General features: G+C 63.7%; 16 protein-coding genes. 9 read left to right on the forward strand and 7 right to left on the reverse strand.

The genetic code is table 11. The features are described from left to right. Positions 1–260 precede the first annotated feature (260 nt). Entirely contained in the window at positions 261–1,112 is an 852-nt protein-coding gene (panC, locus tag RQP55_RS11895; protein ID WP_315610414.1) for a pantoate--beta-alanine ligase, read from the reverse strand. 89 nt (positions 1,113–1,201) lie between these two features. Here panC and RQP55_RS11900 point away from each other — a divergent pair, with 89 nt between their 5' ends. From RQP55_RS11900 to pgmG, 3 genes are read left to right on the forward strand one after another with little or no spacing between them, the layout of a single operon-like run. Continuing rightward, positions 1,202–2,026: a division plane positioning ATPase MipZ gene (locus RQP55_RS11900; protein ID WP_410000289.1), complete on the forward strand. Its 825-nt coding sequence runs from the start codon at positions 1,202–1,204 to the stop codon at positions 2,024–2,026. Between the two features lie 6 nt (positions 2,027–2,032). Beyond that, positions 2,033–2,323: a molecular chaperone DnaJ gene (locus RQP55_RS11905; RefSeq protein ID WP_315610415.1), complete on the forward strand. Its 291-nt coding sequence runs from the start codon at positions 2,033–2,035 to the stop codon at positions 2,321–2,323. 2 nt (positions 2,324–2,325) lie between these two features. Then, positions 2,326–3,729 carry a phosphoglucomutase/phosphomannomutase PgmG gene (pgmG, locus tag RQP55_RS11910; protein ID WP_315610416.1) on the forward strand — a complete coding sequence of 468 codons (1,404 nt, stop codon included), beginning with the start codon at positions 2,326–2,328 and terminating at the stop codon, positions 3,727–3,729. On the opposite strand, the gene RQP55_RS11915 is transcribed toward pgmG, so the two are convergent. Beyond that, positions 3,723–5,015 carry a DUF4010 domain-containing protein gene (locus RQP55_RS11915; RefSeq protein ID WP_315610417.1) on the reverse strand — a complete coding sequence of 431 codons (1,293 nt, stop codon included), beginning with the start codon at positions 5,013–5,015 and terminating at the stop codon, positions 3,723–3,725. The genes pgmG and RQP55_RS11915 overlap by 7 nt on opposite strands. Before the next feature lie 139 nt (positions 5,016–5,154). On the opposite strand from RQP55_RS11915, the gene RQP55_RS11920 reads away from it, so the two are divergent. Then, positions 5,155–7,617, forward strand: coding sequence for a ligase-associated DNA damage response DEXH box helicase (locus RQP55_RS11920; RefSeq protein ID WP_315610418.1), 2,463 nt, complete (start codon positions 5,155–5,157; stop codon positions 7,615–7,617). Positions 7,618–7,680: 63 nt separating this feature from the next. Here RQP55_RS11920 and RQP55_RS11925 read toward each other — a convergent pair whose 3' ends face one another. From RQP55_RS11925 to RQP55_RS11940, 4 genes are all read right to left on the reverse strand, one after another. Beyond that, positions 7,681–8,127, reverse strand: a complete 447-nt coding sequence (locus tag RQP55_RS11925) for a biopolymer transporter ExbD (RefSeq protein ID WP_315610419.1) — start codon at positions 8,125–8,127, stop codon at positions 7,681–7,683. Between the two features lie 55 nt (positions 8,128–8,182). After that, positions 8,183–8,716: a biopolymer transporter ExbD gene (locus RQP55_RS11930; RefSeq protein ID WP_315610420.1), complete on the reverse strand. Its 534-nt coding sequence runs from the start codon at positions 8,714–8,716 to the stop codon at positions 8,183–8,185. Positions 8,717–8,782: 66 nt separating this feature from the next. Further along, the gene (locus RQP55_RS11935) at positions 8,783–9,544 is read right to left on the reverse strand and encodes a MotA/TolQ/ExbB proton channel family protein (RefSeq protein WP_315610421.1); all 762 of its coding nucleotides are present in this window, start codon (positions 9,542–9,544) and stop codon (positions 8,783–8,785) included. 98 nt (positions 9,545–9,642) lie between these two features. Then, complete coding sequence (locus RQP55_RS11940; protein ID WP_315610422.1) at positions 9,643–10,293, reverse strand: TonB family protein; 651 nt, start codon at positions 10,291–10,293, stop codon at positions 9,643–9,645. A gap of 307 nt (positions 10,294–10,600) precedes the next feature. Between RQP55_RS11940 and RQP55_RS11945 the strand changes: the two genes are divergently transcribed. Further along, complete coding sequence (locus tag RQP55_RS11945; protein ID WP_315610423.1) at positions 10,601–11,494, forward strand: hypothetical protein; 894 nt, start codon at positions 10,601–10,603, stop codon at positions 11,492–11,494. A gap of 39 nt (positions 11,495–11,533) precedes the next feature. Further along, the gene (locus tag RQP55_RS11950; protein WP_315610424.1) at positions 11,534–12,844 is read left to right on the forward strand and encodes a homoserine dehydrogenase; all 1,311 of its coding nucleotides are present in this window, start codon (positions 11,534–11,536) and stop codon (positions 12,842–12,844) included. A 2-nt stretch (positions 12,845–12,846) separates the two neighbouring features. Here the strand turns inward: RQP55_RS11950 and RQP55_RS11955 are convergent, their stop codons facing one another. Continuing rightward, positions 12,847–13,266 (reverse strand): hypothetical protein, encoded by a 420-nt coding sequence (locus RQP55_RS11955; RefSeq protein WP_315610425.1) that lies wholly within the window; start codon positions 13,264–13,266, stop codon positions 12,847–12,849. Positions 13,267–13,432: 166 nt separating this feature from the next. Between RQP55_RS11955 and glpX the strand changes: the two genes are divergently transcribed. The 3 genes from glpX (at position 13,433) to hisN (ending at position 16,220) form a co-directional block, all read left to right on the forward strand. After that, positions 13,433–14,413 carry a class II fructose-bisphosphatase gene (gene glpX / locus RQP55_RS11960; protein ID WP_315610426.1) on the forward strand — a complete coding sequence of 327 codons (981 nt, stop codon included), beginning with the start codon at positions 13,433–13,435 and terminating at the stop codon, positions 14,411–14,413. Positions 14,414–14,502: 89 nt separating this feature from the next. Continuing rightward, positions 14,503–15,438, forward strand: coding sequence for a ribose-phosphate pyrophosphokinase (locus RQP55_RS11965; RefSeq protein ID WP_315610427.1), 936 nt, complete (start codon positions 14,503–14,505; stop codon positions 15,436–15,438). Next, on the forward strand, positions 15,438–16,220 hold the full coding sequence (hisN, locus tag RQP55_RS11970) for a histidinol-phosphatase (protein ID WP_315610428.1): 783 nt from the start codon (positions 15,438–15,440) through the stop codon (positions 16,218–16,220). Before RQP55_RS11965 ends, hisN begins: the two co-directional genes overlap by 1 nt. Positions 16,221–16,222 lie beyond the last annotated feature (2 nt).

Raw genomic sequence — 16,222 nt, forward strand, 5'->3', positions numbered from 1 at the left:
GGCATCACCGGCATGAGCGGGCAGGACAACCGCGCGCTGCTCTCACTGCGCCTCGCGCAGTAAGGCAGACGCAAATCCCAAAGAAAGGGGCGGGTAAGGCGGATAGCCTCACCCGCCCTTTCTCTATTCAGGAAGCGCTACCCGGGGTCGCGGCGGCACACGCAGGCCTGCGTCCAACAGCCGTGGCGGTAAGGGCAACCAAAGCGCGAGTTCGAATGCTTAGTTTGATCCAGCGCTACCCGCAGGATCGGGAGGCCAAATCAGCAAATCGGCTGATTATCGATTAAGCGCGTTCCGCCGATCCTCGCCGCGACGAACAAACGCGCAGGAACCTGTCTTGGATCATCGACCGGCGCAAGCGAGACGGGATCCCGCACCTCGGCATAGTCAACCGAGGAAAAGCCGCTGGCGGTTAACCTCGCGACCAGTTCCGCCATAGCTTGACCCACGGACTGGCCGCCAAGCATTGCTGCTATCGCAGCCTTCATCGCGTGCGGCAGGGCGGCTGCCTCTGCCCGCTGCCCGGCCGTGAGGTACGCATTGCGTGAGCTCATCGCCAGGCCATCGGCTTCTCGCACCGTGGGCACACCCAGGATCGCGCTGGCGTGGGGGCGGTTGAGATCAAGGTCACAGGCCATGCGCCGGATCACGGCGAGCTGCTGCCAGTCCTTCTCCCCGAACAGCGCCAAGTCGGGCTGAACCTGGTTGAACAGTTTGCAAACAACGGTGGCGACGCCGTCGAAATGGCCGGGCCGTGCCGCCCCGCACAGTCCATCTGAGACACCCAAGACTGAGATGTTGGTGGCATAGCCATCGGGATACATTGCCTGTGGTTCGGGCGCCCAAAGCAGGCTGACCCCTTCCGCCTCGAGCAATGCCTGGTCACGGGCCAGCTGCCGGGGATAGGCATCGAGATCCTCGTTCGCGCCGAACTGGCGCGGATTGACGAAGATCGAGACGATGACGTGGGCTGCGCGCTGCCGCGCTTCGCGCACCAGGGTCAGGTGGCCTTCGTGCAAGGCGCCCATCGTCGGCACCAGGGCCAGCGTCCCGTCGATGCGCAGGGCGTCCAGCGCGTTGCGCAGTGGATCAAGCCGGGTAACGGTTTGCACGGACGAATCCCCTTGGGTAGAAGGCACCGATGCCGCCCTAGCGCCGTGACGCACTCAGGGGCAACCATACAAGCGAGCCTGACCTGACCGTGACCGCCAGCAAGAGCCCCCATCGCATTGTCTTTGCCAACGAGAAGGGGGGCACTGGCAAATCGACCACGGCAGTACACGTCGCGATCGCGCTGGCCTATCAGGGCGCGAGAGTGGCGGCGGTCGATCTTGATCACCGCCAGCGCACGTTCCATCGCTACCTGGAAAACCGGGCGGAGACGATCAAGCGCCGCGATATTGTGCTGCCGACTGCCAACTTCGCCGTTTATGATGGCACCGATGCGGCCGAGCTGGACCGGATCAGCGCCGAGCTGGCCGAAGGGCATGACTTCCTGATCTTTGACACGCCGGGCCGAGATGATCCGCTGGCGCGCCATGTTGCTACGGCGGCAGATACCCTGGTCACGCCGCTCAACGACAGCTTCGTCGATTTCGACCTGATCGGGCAGGTCGATGCCGAGACCTTCAAGGTCCGCAAGCTTTCCTTCTATGCCGAACTGATCTGGGAGGCTCGCAAGAAGCGGGCGCTGGCAACGATCCAGGAGAAGCGCCGCGAGATGGATTGGGTGGTGGTACGCAACCGCACCCAGCATGTCGAAGCGCGGAACATGCGGCGCCTTGATGGGGCGTTGACCGAGCTGTCAAAGCGCGTTGGTTTCCGCATTGCCAGCGGCCTGAGCGAACGTGTGATCTATCGTGAACTGTTTCCCTCTGGGCTGACCTTGCTCGACAAGGGACACTTGGGCGAGCTCGGCACCAGCCACCTGGTCGCGCGGCAGGAGCTCCGGGCGCTCCTGGCCAACCTCAATCTGCCAGTTCCAGCCCGGTCGGCGCCGGAACTCGCACTCGCCCGTCCGGAATAACTCCGCTTGGCCAAGTTGATCGTTCTGGCTCTGCTGGCCAGTCTGGCCTGCAGAATTCTTGCAGGTCGATGGCCGTGGGAACTATTGGCCATTTCCGAACGCTCCCACGCAGAAATACGGGCGAGAGCCTTGCTTGGGGTGGACCGCTCCGCTAGGCGCGAGGCCATTATTGAAGCGCATCGGCGACTGATCGCCCAGGTTCATCCGGATCGCGGGGGCAGCAATGATGCAGTGCACGCTGCCAATGCCGCGCGCGATCTCTTGCTGGCGCAGCTTGAGCGCAACAAAACGGAGTAGCGATGAGCCATCAGTTCCATCCCACCGTCCTGCGTGAATACGATATCCGCGGGGTGATCGGCGAAACCCTTGGCACCGCTGATGCTTATGCGATCGGGCGTGGTTTTGCGACGCTGTTGCGTCAGGCGGGCGGCACCAAGGTGGCAGTTGGCTATGATGGCAGGATTAGCTCGCCCGAGTTGGAACAGGCGCTTGTTGCCGGCCTTAACGCCAGTGGTGTTGATGTGGTCCGTATCGGCATGGGCCCCACGCCCATGCTCTATTATGCTGAAGCATCAGCTAAAGATGTGCACGGCGGCATTCAGATAACCGGCAGCCACAACCCCGCCAATTACAATGGCTTCAAGATGGTATTCCAAGGCCGACCGTTCTTTGGGCCGGACATCCTGGAATTGGGGCGGCTCGCGGCCAGTGGGGCCTGGCTCGATGGCGATGGCGGTTACGAGCGCCGCGAAGTCCTCACCCCCTATGTCGCTCGTCTGGTCGAGGGGCTGGCCGGTATCGACCGTGCGCAGCTTTCCAGGCTGCGGATCGGTTGGGACGCTGGTAACGGGGCGGCCGGCCCCGCTCTTGAACGGCTGGTCGAACAGCTTCCTGGCGAACATCATCTTCTCTTCACCCAAGTTGACGGGAACTTCCCGAACCATCACCCGGATCCCACCGAAGAGAAGAACCTGGCCGACCTGCGAAAGCTCGTCGCGGAAAAGAACCTCGATTTCGGCATCGCTTTCGATGGCGATGGCGATCGCATTGGTGCGATTGACGGCGCGGGGCGGGTGATCTGGGGTGACCAGCTGCTCATGATCTTCGCCGAGGACCTCCTCAGGATGGAGCCCGGAGCCGCGATTATTGCGGATGTGAAGGCCTCTCGCGCCCTGTTCGATCATGTCGAAAGGCTCGGTGGACGGCCCACCATGTGGAAGACCGGACACAGTCTGATCAAATCCAAAATGAAAGAGATTGCCGCGCCGCTGGCCGGGGAAATGAGCGGCCATGTCTTCTTCGCGCACCAGTATTACGGTTATGACGATGCGCTTTATGCCGCAGTGCGGCTGATTGCTGCCAGCGCCAGGCTGGGTAAGTCGGTAACCGAACTGCGCGGCGCAATGCCGGCGCTGGTCAATACACCCGAGCTTCGCTTCCAGGTTGATGAAAGCCGCAAGTTTGTCGTGATCGACGAAGTGAAGGCTCGGCTGGCCGCGAGTGGGGCCGATGTGAACGGGATTGACGGGGTGCGCGTTTCAACGCCCGATGGCTGGTGGCTGCTGCGCGCTTCGAACACCCAGGATGTGCTGGTCGCCCGGGCGGAGAGCGATAGCGAAGATGGCTGCGCCCGGTTGCTTGCCGAAATCGATGCCCAGCTTGCTGCCTCGGGACTAGAGCGCGGCCCCCAGGCGGGTCACTGAACCGCAGGCAAAAGGAAGGGCAGAGCTCCCAGCGCCACTGCTGTGCTGGCACCGAGAACGGCCGCGCTGGGCCAAGCTTTCTTCCATCCCGCCAGCCCGATCGCCGCTACGGCCTTGATCAGGGTGTTCAGCAGCACGGGTGGCATCAGGATCAGTGCAGCCAGGCGCGGGTCGACCGTGCCGCGTGGCAGGTTGCCCATGGTGATGATCGCGGAATCGACATCGAGCATCCCCGATAAGGCCAGCACCGTGGCGAGCCCGGCATCGCCATAGTGCATCAGCACCCAGCGTGCGGCCACGCTGAGCACCATGACCAGGGCGGCCAGGATCAGCGCAGGGCCTAGTGCAAAGGGATTGCGCAGCGGCAGGGCCGCATCGGCAGCGGTGCCCGCGCCGGACTGGTCTCGGCCGACGAACCAGGCGCCGACAAGGCTCACGCACATGGCCGGAACAGTCCAGGTCAGCAGTGTTGCCAGCGCGAAGGGTGCCAGGACCCCAACCAGGGTCATCACCCGCAGGAACATCACCGCCGAAGCAAGTGCAATGGCTGAATTCAGCATGGCGGCATCACCCGAACCGTCGCGCAACCTTCCCGCAAGGGCAGCCGTCACGGCCGTGGAGGAGACCATTGAACCCGCCGCAGCCGTTGCCATCGTCCCTTTCGACGCGCCCAACCGGTGGGCGGCGATATAGCCGAGGAAAGAAAAGCCGCAGACCATAACCACCACAAGCCAGATCTGACGCGGACGCCAGGCTTCGAGCGGTCCCATCGGCGTATCCGGCAGCAAAGGCAGGATCACGAGCGAGATCAGCGCGAAGTGGGCAATGGCAAGGACTTCGCGTTCCTCGAGATTGCGAATCCAGTCGTGGAGCTGATGGCGCATGGCGAGCACCAGGACCATGACCCCAGTGGCCGCGCTGGCCAGAGCATGGCCGCCTGCACCAGCCACGAATCCGCAGGCCAGGGTGAGCAGCCCGACCAGGCTGGCCGTGCCACTGATTGATGGGGCAGTGGCGGGCTGGCTGCGCGTGCTGCGCCAGTAGCCCATGACAACCAACACTGCCGTTGCCGCCAGCAGGACGGCGGACAGCGCCGGGTAAGCTGCTTGCAGGCCCCCGCCGAGCCCGCCGGCAAGGCCGAGCAGGCCATAGGTGCGAATTCCCGCAAAGCGTGTGCCTGCCGCCTGCTCTCGCTGGGTCCAGCCGCGCTCGACCCCCACCAGCAGGCCCAGGGCCAGCGCCAGTGCAACAGAGATGAGCGTGTCCTGATCCAGCCCCGGCAACATGGCTCCAGCGTGGCAGGTGGGGCGCGCAAGGGGAAGCGTGATTTTCGGGTCCTCGCCGTGACCGTTTCGTCGCCGCGCCGGGCATTGTGCTTTTTGCTGGCATTGCTCTTCGGGATGTCCTTCACCAACTAGACATCCAATGGCCCAGCCCGTTTCCGATCTTCCCCCTGAACTAGCCGGCTGGTTTGCCGCGCGTGGCTGGTCGCTGCGCCGGCACCAGCGTGAGATGCTTGATGTTGCCAGGGCACAGCAACACGCCCTGCTGGTGGCTGATACCGGGGCAGGGAAGACCTTGGCGGGCTTCCTGCCGACCCTCGCTGATTTCTGTCCCTCGCGCCTTGCTGGCAGCCCGCCCCCGGATGGGCTGCACACGCTCTACGTCTCGCCGCTCAAGGCGCTAGCCCATGACGTCCGGCGCAACCTGTTGCTCCCTGCCGAGGAGTTGGGGCTGCCGCTCCGGATCGAGACCCGCAGCGGGGATACGCCATCGGATCGCAAGGCCCGTCAGCGCGCCAATCCGCCGCACGTGCTGCTGACCACGCCGGAATCGCTTTCACTGCTGCTGTCCTATCCGGAGAGCGCGACGCTGTTTGCGGGCCTCAAGCGGATCGTGGTGGATGAGGTGCATGCCTTCGCCAATGGCAAGCGCGGGGACTTGCTGGCCCTCGCCATGGCAAGGCTTCAGGCGCTGGCCCCGGCAATGCAACGTGTGGCGCTGTCGGCCACGCTGGCGGATCCAGCGGCCTATCGGCGCTGGCTGGCGCCCCATGGGGTGGCAGAGACTGTCACGCTGGTTGAAGGTGAACAGGGCGCTGCGCCGGAGCTGGAAATAGTCCTGCCGCAAGAGGCGCGGGTGCCGTGGGGCGGGCACGCCGCCGCCTGGGCCGTGCCGCAGCTCTATCAGGCGATCAAGGCCAACAAGACGACGCTGGTATTCTGCAACACGCGGTTCCTCGCCGAGTTCATCTTCCAGGAACTGTGGGACGCCAATGCGGATCACCTGCCGATCGGCATCCATCATGGCTCGCTTTCCGTGGAGGCGCGACGCAAGGTGGAAAGCGCGATGGCAGCGGGCAAGCTGCGCGCGCTGGTCTGCACCGCCAGCCTCGATCTCGGGGTGGACTGGGGCGATGTTGACCTGGTGGTGCAAATGGGAGCACCCAAGGGCTCCTCGCGCCTGCTGCAGCGGATCGGGCGGGCCAATCACCGGCTTGACCAGCCGAGCCGCGCGATGCTGGCCCCGGGCAACCGGTTCGAATTTCTCGAGGCCTTCGCCGCGCTTGAGGCCGTGGCCGAAGGTCAGCGCGATGGCGAGGCGTTCCGGCCGGGTGGCCTGGATGTTCTGGCCCAGCATGTCATGGCCTGCGCCTGCGCCGGCCCCTTTGACGCGGCGGATTTGCTGGCGGAGGTCCAGAGTGCAGAGGCTTATGGTTGGGTCGATCCAGCAACCTGGGAGCGCATTCTGGGGTTCGTTGCAACCGGCGGCTATTCGCTGCGGGCCTATGACCGGTTTCAGCGGATCACCAAAGGGCGGGATGGCCAAAGTGGCAAGCAGCTGTGGCGGCTGACCCATCCGCAACATGCTGCCCGCCATCGCCTGAATGCCGGGATCATTATGGACAGCGAGATGATTGGCGTCCGCTTCCGCAACGGCAAGGCGCTGGGGCGGGTGGAAGAAAGCTTCGCGGCCAGCCTTAAACCTGGCGCGACGTTCCGGTTTGCCGGCCTTGATCTTGAGGTTGAAGCGATGCGCGAGACTGAGCTGTGGGTCCGTGCGGCGAAACGCAGCGGGCAGATCCCCAGTTACATGGGGGCACGGATGCCGCTGACCACGCATCTATCCAACCGGGTCCAGGCGCTGCTTGCGGATCGGGCCGGGTGGGCGCGCTTCCCCGATGATGTCCGTGAATGGCTGGAGATGCAGGACTGGCGTTCACAGCTGCCGGCGCCGGGGCGCTTGCTGGTGGAAAGTTTTCCGCACCAGGGCCGCCATTACACTGTGTTCTACACCTTTGAAGGCTGGCCTGCGCACCAGTCGCTGGGCATGCTGGTGACGCGGCGGATGGAAGAGCGCGGACTAGCGCCCATGGGCTTTGTAGCGAATGACTATGCGCTTGCGGTCTGGGGCCTGCGACCGATCGATGACCCGGCGGCCCTGCTTTCACCCGATATCCTGGCAGGTGAGTTCGTCGAATGGGTTCAGAACAGCTATCTGTTGCGCCGGGCTTTCCGCGAAGTGGCGGTAATCTCTGGACTCGTCGAGCGACAGCACCCCGGTAAGCGGAAGACCGGGCGGCAGGTCACCTTCTCCACTGACCTGATCTATGATGTGCTGTTGAAGCATGAGCCGGATCATGTGCTGATCGAGGCGGCATGGGCTGACGCGCGGGCACGAATGACTGACGTGGGCCGCCTCGCGGGGGTGCTCGACCGGGCGCAGCATGAACTGCACCATGTGCGCCTTGATCGGGTCAGCCCACTGGCGGTGCCGGTGCTGGTAATGGTTGGTCGGGAAAGTACGCCCCAAGGCCAGGCAGACGAGGAACTGCTGCTGGAGGCCGATAGTCTGGCCGGATTGGCGATGCGTCCGGCTACAGATTAGCGCGCGCAAACGAAAGGGGGGCGGATTGCTCCGCCCCCCTCAATCGCTTGTCGCTGTGTTGGCTTACTTGGCGTCAGCAGCCTTGCTGAACTCCGAGTATTGTTCGTTGCCAACGAAGCCGAAAGCCGTGACGCCCGAACCCTTGATGATGTTCAGCACCTGGACCGAAGTATCATAGGGCGCTTGCGGATCCGGCTGGTACTGCAGCTCGGGCTCCGGCTTGATCGCCAGGGTGGCCTGCAGCAGCGAGAGCAGCTGGCCCTGGTCGACTTCGCCGCCGTTCCACAGGATCGCGCTGTTCGGCATGATCACGACCTTGTTCTTGTCGCGCTTGACGACGACATCCGGCGGCGGGGCCGACGGGTTCGGCAGGTCGATGTTCACGGCGTGGGTCGCCACGGGGATCGTGATGATGAACATGATGAGGAGAACGAGCATGACGTCGATGAGCGGCGTCGTGTTCATTTCCATCATTGGCGAGCCATCATCCTTGCCGCCTGACATTGCCATGGTGGGTTACTCCTGAATTGCGAATTAGGCGGGGCAGCCGGAGCTGCCCCCACCTTTAGGCGTTGGGATCGACCGGGGTCGAAATGAAGCCGACCGTCGGATAGCCCGAGATCTGCACGTTGTAGATCGCACCGGCAACACAGCGCCACGGAGCATTCACGTCACCGCGAATGTGGACCTGCGGAACGAGTTCCGGATTGTCGCGAAGGGCATCCGGACCGCCAGCGCGCTTCACGATCGCGTCGAGACGCTTAAACGCCTGGTCACGCAGTTCGACCGAGTCGACCGGTGTGATGTTGTTGAAGTAGATGCGGCATTCACCGCCAAGGTTCGCACCTTCAAAGCTCGGGTCGCCCGCAGAGCGGCCGGCCGAGTCAGTCGTGCTGACCGTCAGCAGCAGGTTTTCAACTTTGTCTTTCGACTCGGCCGAGACCATTACCGGAATCTTCAGCTTCTGGATCGTCTGAATCGCGACTGGAACCGCGATCAGGAAGATGATCAGAAGCACCAGCATCACGTCGACCAGCGGCGTTGTGTTGATTTCCGACATTGGCGTATCATCGCCGCCGCCGCCCGTTGAAATCGCCATGGGTTACATCCTGTCCTTGGGTTGGCAGCGAGCCGCCGCGACACCGTGCCGCGGCGGCCCTAACGCTTAGGCCTTGGCGGCCGGAGCGGCAGCCGGCTTGGCAGCAGCCGGGGCCGGAGCCACGGCCGGCTTCACCGCACCCTTCGAGTTGATGTTCGCCAGCACGTCGGTCGAGAAGCCCGAGAGCAGTTCGGCGATACGCTTGTTGCGAGCCTGCAGGTAGTTGTAGGCAAGCACGGCCGGAACGGCCACGAGCAGACCGAGCGCGGTCATGATCAGAGCTTCACCAACCGGACCTGCGACCTTGTCGATCGAGGCCGAACCGGCGATGCCGATGTTGATCAGCGCGCGGTAAATGCCGACCACGGTACCGAACAGACCGATGAACGGCGAGGTTGCACCAACGGTTGCCAGGAACGGCAGACCCGAAGCCAGGCGAGCATTGACCGAAGCTTCCGAGCGAGCGAGCGAGCCGTGCAGCCAGTCATGGGCTTCGAGGGCATCGGTCATCTTGCTGTGAGCTTCTTCAGCGGCGAGGCCGTCGTCGACGATCTGGCGCCATGCGCTGTTCTTTTCGAGCTTCGAGGCGCCGTCCTTCAGCGACGAAGCGCGCCAGAACGAAGCCTTGAGGGTGCCGTACTGGGTCAGGATCTTGCGCTGTTCAAAGAACTTGGTGAACAGGATGAAGAACGAGCCGAACGACATGACGCCAAGGATGACGACGGTGGCGTAGGCAATGAAGCCGCCCTGTTCCAGCGCTTCGGCGAAACCGAACTTGTTCTGCGGGGCTGCCTGGGCGGCCGCGGTCAGGAGGTCAACGATAAACATGCGAAAAGTCCTCTCAAGCGAAATAGGTTGGTAATCTGCCGGTCCCCCCAAGGTCCCGGCGATGGCCCGGCCGAAGCCGGACCGGGAAGTTCAAAACGTCAATCCTTCGGGATCACCCAGCGGACGCGGTTGGAGTAGGAGCCCGAGGTGGGCTGGCCTTCACCGTCCGTGGCCGGATTAAACCGGGCGCGGCGCGTCACGTTCGCGCAGGTAGCATCATCAAGATCTGGGCTACCGCTCGAACTGGTGACCGAGCAGCCGGTCACACGGCCATCCGGACCAACGGTAACGCGGAAGCCAGTCGTGCCTTCACGTTCCTCACGCAGGGCGCGGGTCGGATAGTCGTTGGTGGTCGCCCAGTTAGCCGGGTTGCCCTTCGGCGACGGCTGCTTGGGCTGAACGCGCGGTGCCGCAGGCACCGGGGCCGGCGGAGCGATAATCGGCACGACCGGCGCCGCAGGCGGCGGGGTCACGACGGTCTGCACCGGCGGTGGCGTGACATTGACGTTGATCTTCGGCGGCGGCGCGACGATCGGCGGCGGCGCTGCAGCCTTCTTCGGCGGCGGCGGCGGCTCCTTCTTCGGCTCCTCCTTCTTGATATCTACAGTCGTCACCTTTTTGACGACCTGTTGCACGGCTTCATAGGCCAGGCCCGTAACCAGGGCATAGCCAACAAGAACGTGCAGCAGGGCGACGACGACGAAAGAGGCAATGCGATTGCCACTCATCTCCTGGTCAGCGTAAGCCATTCAGACGCATCACTCCTAGTCAGTCCCTATCCCGGGCCAAAACCCGGGACCCGGTGGATGCCCCGTTGCCGAAGCAGCCACCCAAAGTCTTAATATCCACCCTGCCGACCCACCCGGATAACCCGGCACAGCCTGTACCGGATGGACCAGAATGTCGGGCCCTTATTGTTCTATGGCCCGGATTTCCGTGTGCTTTAGCCAAGCGGACGCACGGGCGCAACGCTTTATCCATTAACTATCGATTCACCTGTGTTAAGCTGGAAGGCGTTGAAACGCCCGCTGAATCTGCGGCATTGAAGGCAATTGAATGAAACTGTACCTACAAAAATTGGTTCTCGAACGGCGATTGACGGCCGATTGCATCGCCGCGCTCGGCCTGCTGTTTTCCGCACTGTCTGTGCCCGCTCATGCCGCCGATTCGGCTCCGCGCGAATCGATTGCGACCAATCCTGCAGCGATTGCCAGTTATGCGGATCTTGCTGACCTGTCCGGGCCTGCAGCCGTCGTCGTCAAGGCGCAAATCCGCAAGACAGCGCAAGTTCCGCCGCAGCGCGCGGCGGGACTGCGGCCTGGCTGGGTGCGTTTGTATGTCGAGGCGAAGACCGAGGCCGTACTGGGCGGCCGATCGGCACTCGGCGAGGCGTTGCGATACCTTGTCGACGTGCCGCTGGATGCCAAAGGCAAGGCCCCGAAGTTCAGCAAGCGCAGAGTGATCCTGTTTGCACGGCCTGTTGGAGATCGGACTGGCGAACTGCAATTGGTGGCCCCGGATGCGCAACTGCTTTGGGACCCGGCCCTTGAATCGCGAACAAAGGGCATCCTCGCAGAGCTCTACGCGCCCGGAGCCCCGCAAGCCGTAACCGGCCTGCGCGAAGCGATCCATGTTCCAGGGGCCCTTGCCGGCGAGGGCGAAACCCAGTTCTTCCTGGCAACGACCTCGGGCGATCCGGCGGCGATTAGCGTATCCCGTGCACCGGGTGGCGAACCACGCTGGTCGGCGTCTTTTTCCGAACTGGTCGAGACTGGCGATCCGGCGCCCGCGCGCGAGACACTGGCCTGGTATCGCCTGGCCTGCTTTCTTCCTCCGCAGCTTCCAAGCGGAACGAACATCTCCGCTTCGCCCGAAAGTCGGCAAGTGGCCGAGGATGACTACCGCTTTGTGATCCAACAGCTCGGGTCCTGCCCGCGGTTGCGTCGCTAGCGCTGCTCGCCTAGGGCGCGGCGGCGAAAGGGGGCGATGATGGCCGAACCGTTGAGAGTGGCACTGGCAGGACTGGGCACCGTGGGTGCCGGGGTCATCCGTCTGGTCGAAGCGAACGCAGCCCTCATTGCGCGCCGCGCCGGTCGGCCGATTACGATCACCGTGATCAGCGCGCGTGACCGCTCAAAGAAGCGCCCGGTCGATCTTTCGCCCTATCTCTGGGAAGACGACATGGTCATCCTGGGTGAGCGGCCGGACGTCGATGTTGTGGTCGAGCTGGTTGGCGGTGCCGATGGCCCCGCCCTGTCCTGTGCTCGCGCCACCATTGAAGCCGGCAAAGCGCTCGTCACTGCTAACAAGGCAATGATCGCTCACCACGGGCTGGAACTGGCGGCCAAGGCCGAAGCGGCCAAGGTTGCGCTTAAATTCGAAGCGGCGGTTGCCGGCGGAATTCCGGTGATCAAGGGCCTGCGCGAAGGTGCTGCGGCCAACGCGATTGAGCGGGTCTACGGGATCCTCAACGGCACCTGCAATTACATCCTTTCGACAATGGAAGACACTGGCCGCGACTTTGCCGATGTTCTCGCCGAGGCGCAGGCCAAGGGCTATGCCGAGGCCGATCCGGCCTTTGATATCGAAGGCACCGACGCGGCCCACAAGCTTTCAATCCTTGCCGCCATCGCCTTTGGCAGCAAGATCGACTTTCCGGGCGTGGAAACCAGCGGGATCACCCGGTTGCGCGCTGCCGACATCGCCCAGGCCCACGCGCTGGGCTATGTCATCCGCCTGATTGGCATGGCCGAGGCTCAGGGGGACCAGCTGTTCCAGCGGGTCCAGCCGCACCTCGTGCCCGTCAACCACCCGCTTGCCCATGTCGATGGCGCGACCAACGCGGTGGTCGCTGAGGGCAACTTCTCGGGCCGACTGCTGTTCCAGGGTGCCGGTGCCGGCGATGGTCCAACCGCCAGCGCCGTTGTGGCCGATCTGATCGATATTGCCCGCTCGACGGTGGGAGGCGGCGATATTGGCGTGCCGTTTTCGGTCCCGGTTGCCGAGCTTGAGGCCATGGTCCCGGCCGACAGCGGCCCTCGGCTGGGACGCGCCTATATCCGTTTCACGGTTGCGGATCGGCCGGGTGTGCTGGCGGAGATTACGGCCGCGATGCGCGATGCCGGCGTTTCGATCGAAAGCCTCATCCAAAAGGGGCGGGCAGGCGACAGCGAAGCGGTGATGGTTGCCATGGTTACCCATGAAGGACCCGAAAGCGCCGTGGCCGAAGCGCTGCGGCTGCTCGAGGGCTCAGCCAGCCTGACCGAGCCGCCGCTGGTGATGCAGCTCCTCGGCGATTAACCCTAGCGGTCCGGCAATTCGCCTTTGGCGATCCGGTCGGCGTCTGACCCCTCGGGTGCATTGGGAAGGGCGGCCGGATCGATCACATAGATCGGCGGTGGCGCCCAGCCGCCCACGACGCAACCAGGCTGTCCTTTGCAGGAACCGCGATCAAGCTGCGGCGCGCGCGGCACCCCGTTGTTGAGCGCACGCCGCGCCGCCAGCGATGACGGATCGCTCTCGGCCGTCGAAGGAACCCGCAGGTCTTCGCCGCGATCGATGCAGACAATGATTTCACCACCCCGCCGCGCGGCGCGGCAGCGGTCCTGCACGGTTTCGACGCTCAGTCTGGCCCGCGCTGCGGCGATCCGCTCGGCGATCTGTGGATCGGGTGATGAGGGTTCCGGCTGTGCGGCTGCGGGCCATGCGCTTGCGCTGATCATCAGCCCCACAAGTTTGGTCAGCCATCCCATTTCTCGACAAGAGCTAGCTCGCGCTTAATCCGGGGTGAACCCCCTGCGGTCATGGTCGCTTACTCGACAAGCGCGGAGTGGCTCGCTAAGCGCCACCCTGCATTCGTATTCACAAAAGCAAGGGATCCCCTCACCCATGACCAGCCCCGTCGCCAGCAAGGTTCTCGACCGCGTTCTTGTCCTCGAAATGGTCCGCGTGACTGAAGCGGCGGCGATCGCGGCATCGAAGCTGGTCGGGCGCGGGGATGAGAAGGCGGCTGACGCTGCTGCCGTAGAGGCCATGCGCGAGGCCTTCGACGAGCTTGAGATCGACGGCACCGTGGTGATCGGGGAGGGCGAGCGCGACGAGGCACCGATGCTCTATATCGGGGAGAAGGTTGGCGGGGCGCAGGGCACTGGTCCCAAGATCGACATTGCGCTTGATCCGCTGGAAGGCACGACCATCACTGCCAAGGCCGGCCCCAACGCGCTCGCCGTGCTGGCCTGCGCCGAAGAGGGTAACCTGCTCAACGCGCCAGATGTTTACATGGACAAGCTGGCGGTCGGGCCTGGTTATCCGGATGGCATCATCGACCTGGCCAAGAGCCCGACCGAGAACGTCAAGGCCGTTGCCGCGGCCAAGGGTGTCGAACCGCACGAAATTATCGTCTGCGTGCTCGACCGGCCGCGCCATGCCGATCTGATCGCGGAACTGCGTGGTCTGGGCTGCGGCGTCGTGCTGATCGGCGATGGCGACGTGGCCGGCGTGATCGCGGTAACCAATGAAGAGACCACGATCGACATGTACATGGGCTCGGGCGGTGCGCCGGAGGGGGTGTTGGCTGCCGCGGCATTGCGCTGTGTTGGCGGGCAATTCAACGGCCGGCTGCTGTTCCGCAACGATGACGAGCGCGCCCGCGCCCGCAAGTGGGGCATCGAAGACCTCAACAAGATCTACTCCCGCGACGAGTTGGCCAAGGGTGATTGCATCTTTGCGGCAACCGGGGTGACCGATGGTTCGCTCCTGGCTGGGGTCAAGCGCCGTAAGGATGGTACCATGACTACCGACAGCGTGGTTATGCGTGCCAGTTCTGGCACAGTCCGCTGGGTCCGCGGTGAGCATCGCAAGCCGCGCTAATCCACGCTGCTGCCAGCGGAGCGCCTTGCATTCCGCTGCACCCTGATTAGAGGCTCGAACCGGGTCAGAATGACGGGGAAGGCAGCGCAATGAAACTGATGGCCGGCAACTCCAACCTGCCGCTGGCGCGGGATATCGCTGCCTATCTCGATCTTGAACTGACCGATGCCTCAGTGCGCCGTTTCGCCGACGAGGAAGTCTTCGTCGAAATTCATGAGAACGTGCGCGGCGAGGACGTTTTCGTTATCCAGTCGACCAGCTTTCCGGCCAATGACAACCTTATGGAGCTGTTGATCGGGATCGACGCTCTGCGACGCGCATCTGCCAAGCGGATCACCGCAGTGCTCCCCTATTTTGGCTATGCCCGCCAGGATCGGAAGCCCGGTCCGCGCACGCCGATCTCGGCCAAGCTCGTTGCCAATCTGATTACCACGGCCGGTGCCGACCGGGTCCTGGCGGTTGATCTCCATGCCGGACAGATCCAGGGCTTCTTCGATATTCCGACCGACAACCTCTATGGCGCTCCGGTTATGGCTGCAGACATCCTGGAGCGGACCGGCGGTGAGAACCTGATGGTCGTATCGCCAGACGTGGGCGGCGTGGTGCGTGCCCGCGCCTTGTCAAAGCGGATCAATGATGCGCCGCTTTCGATTGTCGACAAGCGCCGTGACAAGCCGGGTTCGTCGGAAGTGATGAACATCATCGGTGATGTTAAGGGTTGGGACTGCATCCTGATCGATGACATCATCGATTCGGGGGGCACGCTCTGCAATGCAGCTGCGGCGCTCATGGAAGCGGGCGCGAAGAGCGTAACTGCCTATCTCACCCATGGGGTTCTCTCAGGCAAGGCGGTTGAGCGGGTCAGCAATTCCGCACTCAAGGAACTGGTGATCACAGATTCGATCCAGCCGACCGAAGCCACCAAGGACAGCCCGAAGATCCGCATCCTGCCGATCGCGCCGCTGATTGGCGAGGCGATCCGCCGGATTGCCGATGAAAGCTCGGTCTCGAGCCTGTTCGACTGATGAACCTGACTGCCGACATCGCCCTGGCGCACCGCCTGGCCGATGCGGCGCGGGCGGCAATCCTGCCCCATTACCGGGTTGGCCTTACGAGCGAGCGAAAAGAAGATTCCTCGCCGGTGACCCTGGCCGACCGCGCTGCCGAAGAGGCGATGCGCCGGATCATCAAGGCCGAGTGCCCGCGCGATGCCATCCATGGCGAGGAATTCGGAGCCGAGACCGGATCATCGAGCCGCACCTGGGTGCTCGATCCGATCGATGGGACAACCTCTTTCCTGATTGGCCGCCCGATCTTTGGCACGCTGATTGCGCTCGTGGTTGATGGCTGGCCGGTGCTGGGGGTGATTGACCAACCGGTACTGGGCGAACGCTGGATTGGCGCTACCGGGCAACCAACCCTGCTCAATGGCCAGCCGGCCCGGACCCGGCTGTGCCGCGAATTGGGCGATGCCACCCTGGCGACGACAGGCCCGCACTATTTCAATGATCATGATGGCGGGCACTTCATGGGCCTGGCCGCCAAGACCGATCATCGCCGCATGGTAATGGGCGGTGATTGCTACAACTATGCCCTGCTGGCCTCGGGCCACGTCGACATCGTCTGCGAAGCCAATCTCAAGCTCCATGACTATGCCGCGCTCGTGCCGGTGGTTGAAGGCGCAGGCGGTACGATGTGTGACTGGAACGGCGATCCGCTTCACGCCGCGTCATCGGGGCATGTGCTCGCGCTGGGCGATCCGGCGCGCCTGGACGATGTGGTCGAAGCGCTGGCCTGCCATCACTGACC

The organism is Novosphingobium sp. APW14, assembly GCF_032337075.1.
In the GTDB taxonomy this organism is placed as follows: domain Bacteria; phylum Pseudomonadota; class Alphaproteobacteria; order Sphingomonadales; family Sphingomonadaceae; genus Novosphingobium.

What these genes read in the sequence shown, in the direction of transcription:
- pgmG (WP_315610416.1), top strand. Translation starts at nt 2,326, where the DNA reads ATGAGCCATCAGTTCCATCCCACCGTCCTGCGTGAATACGATATCCGC.
- RQP55_RS11915 (WP_315610417.1), bottom strand. Translation starts at nt 5,015, where the DNA reads ATGTTGCCGGGGCTGGATCAGGACACGCTCATCTCTGTTGCACTGGCG.
- RQP55_RS11920 (WP_315610418.1), top strand. Translation starts at nt 5,155, where the DNA reads ATGGCCCAGCCCGTTTCCGATCTTCCCCCTGAACTAGCCGGCTGGTTT.
- RQP55_RS11925 (WP_315610419.1), bottom strand. Translation starts at nt 8,127, where the DNA reads ATGGCAATGTCAGGCGGCAAGGATGATGGCTCGCCAATGATGGAAATG.
- RQP55_RS11930 (WP_315610420.1), bottom strand. Translation starts at nt 8,716, where the DNA reads ATGGCGATTTCAACGGGCGGCGGCGGCGATGATACGCCAATGTCGGAA.
- RQP55_RS11935 (WP_315610421.1), bottom strand. Translation starts at nt 9,544, where the DNA reads ATGTTTATCGTTGACCTCCTGACCGCGGCCGCCCAGGCAGCCCCGCAG.
- RQP55_RS11940 (WP_315610422.1), bottom strand. Translation starts at nt 10,293, where the DNA reads ATGGCTTACGCTGACCAGGAGATGAGTGGCAATCGCATTGCCTCTTTC.
- RQP55_RS11945 (WP_315610423.1), top strand. Translation starts at nt 10,601, where the DNA reads ATGAAACTGTACCTACAAAAATTGGTTCTCGAACGGCGATTGACGGCC.
- RQP55_RS11950 (WP_315610424.1), top strand. Translation starts at nt 11,534, where the DNA reads ATGGCCGAACCGTTGAGAGTGGCACTGGCAGGACTGGGCACCGTGGGT.
- RQP55_RS11955 (WP_315610425.1), bottom strand. Translation starts at nt 13,266, where the DNA reads ATGATCAGCGCAAGCGCATGGCCCGCAGCCGCACAGCCGGAACCCTCA.
- glpX (WP_315610426.1), top strand. Translation starts at nt 13,433, where the DNA reads ATGACCAGCCCCGTCGCCAGCAAGGTTCTCGACCGCGTTCTTGTCCTC.
- RQP55_RS11965 (WP_315610427.1), top strand. Translation starts at nt 14,503, where the DNA reads ATGAAACTGATGGCCGGCAACTCCAACCTGCCGCTGGCGCGGGATATC.
- hisN (WP_315610428.1), top strand. Translation starts at nt 15,438, where the DNA reads ATGAACCTGACTGCCGACATCGCCCTGGCGCACCGCCTGGCCGATGCG.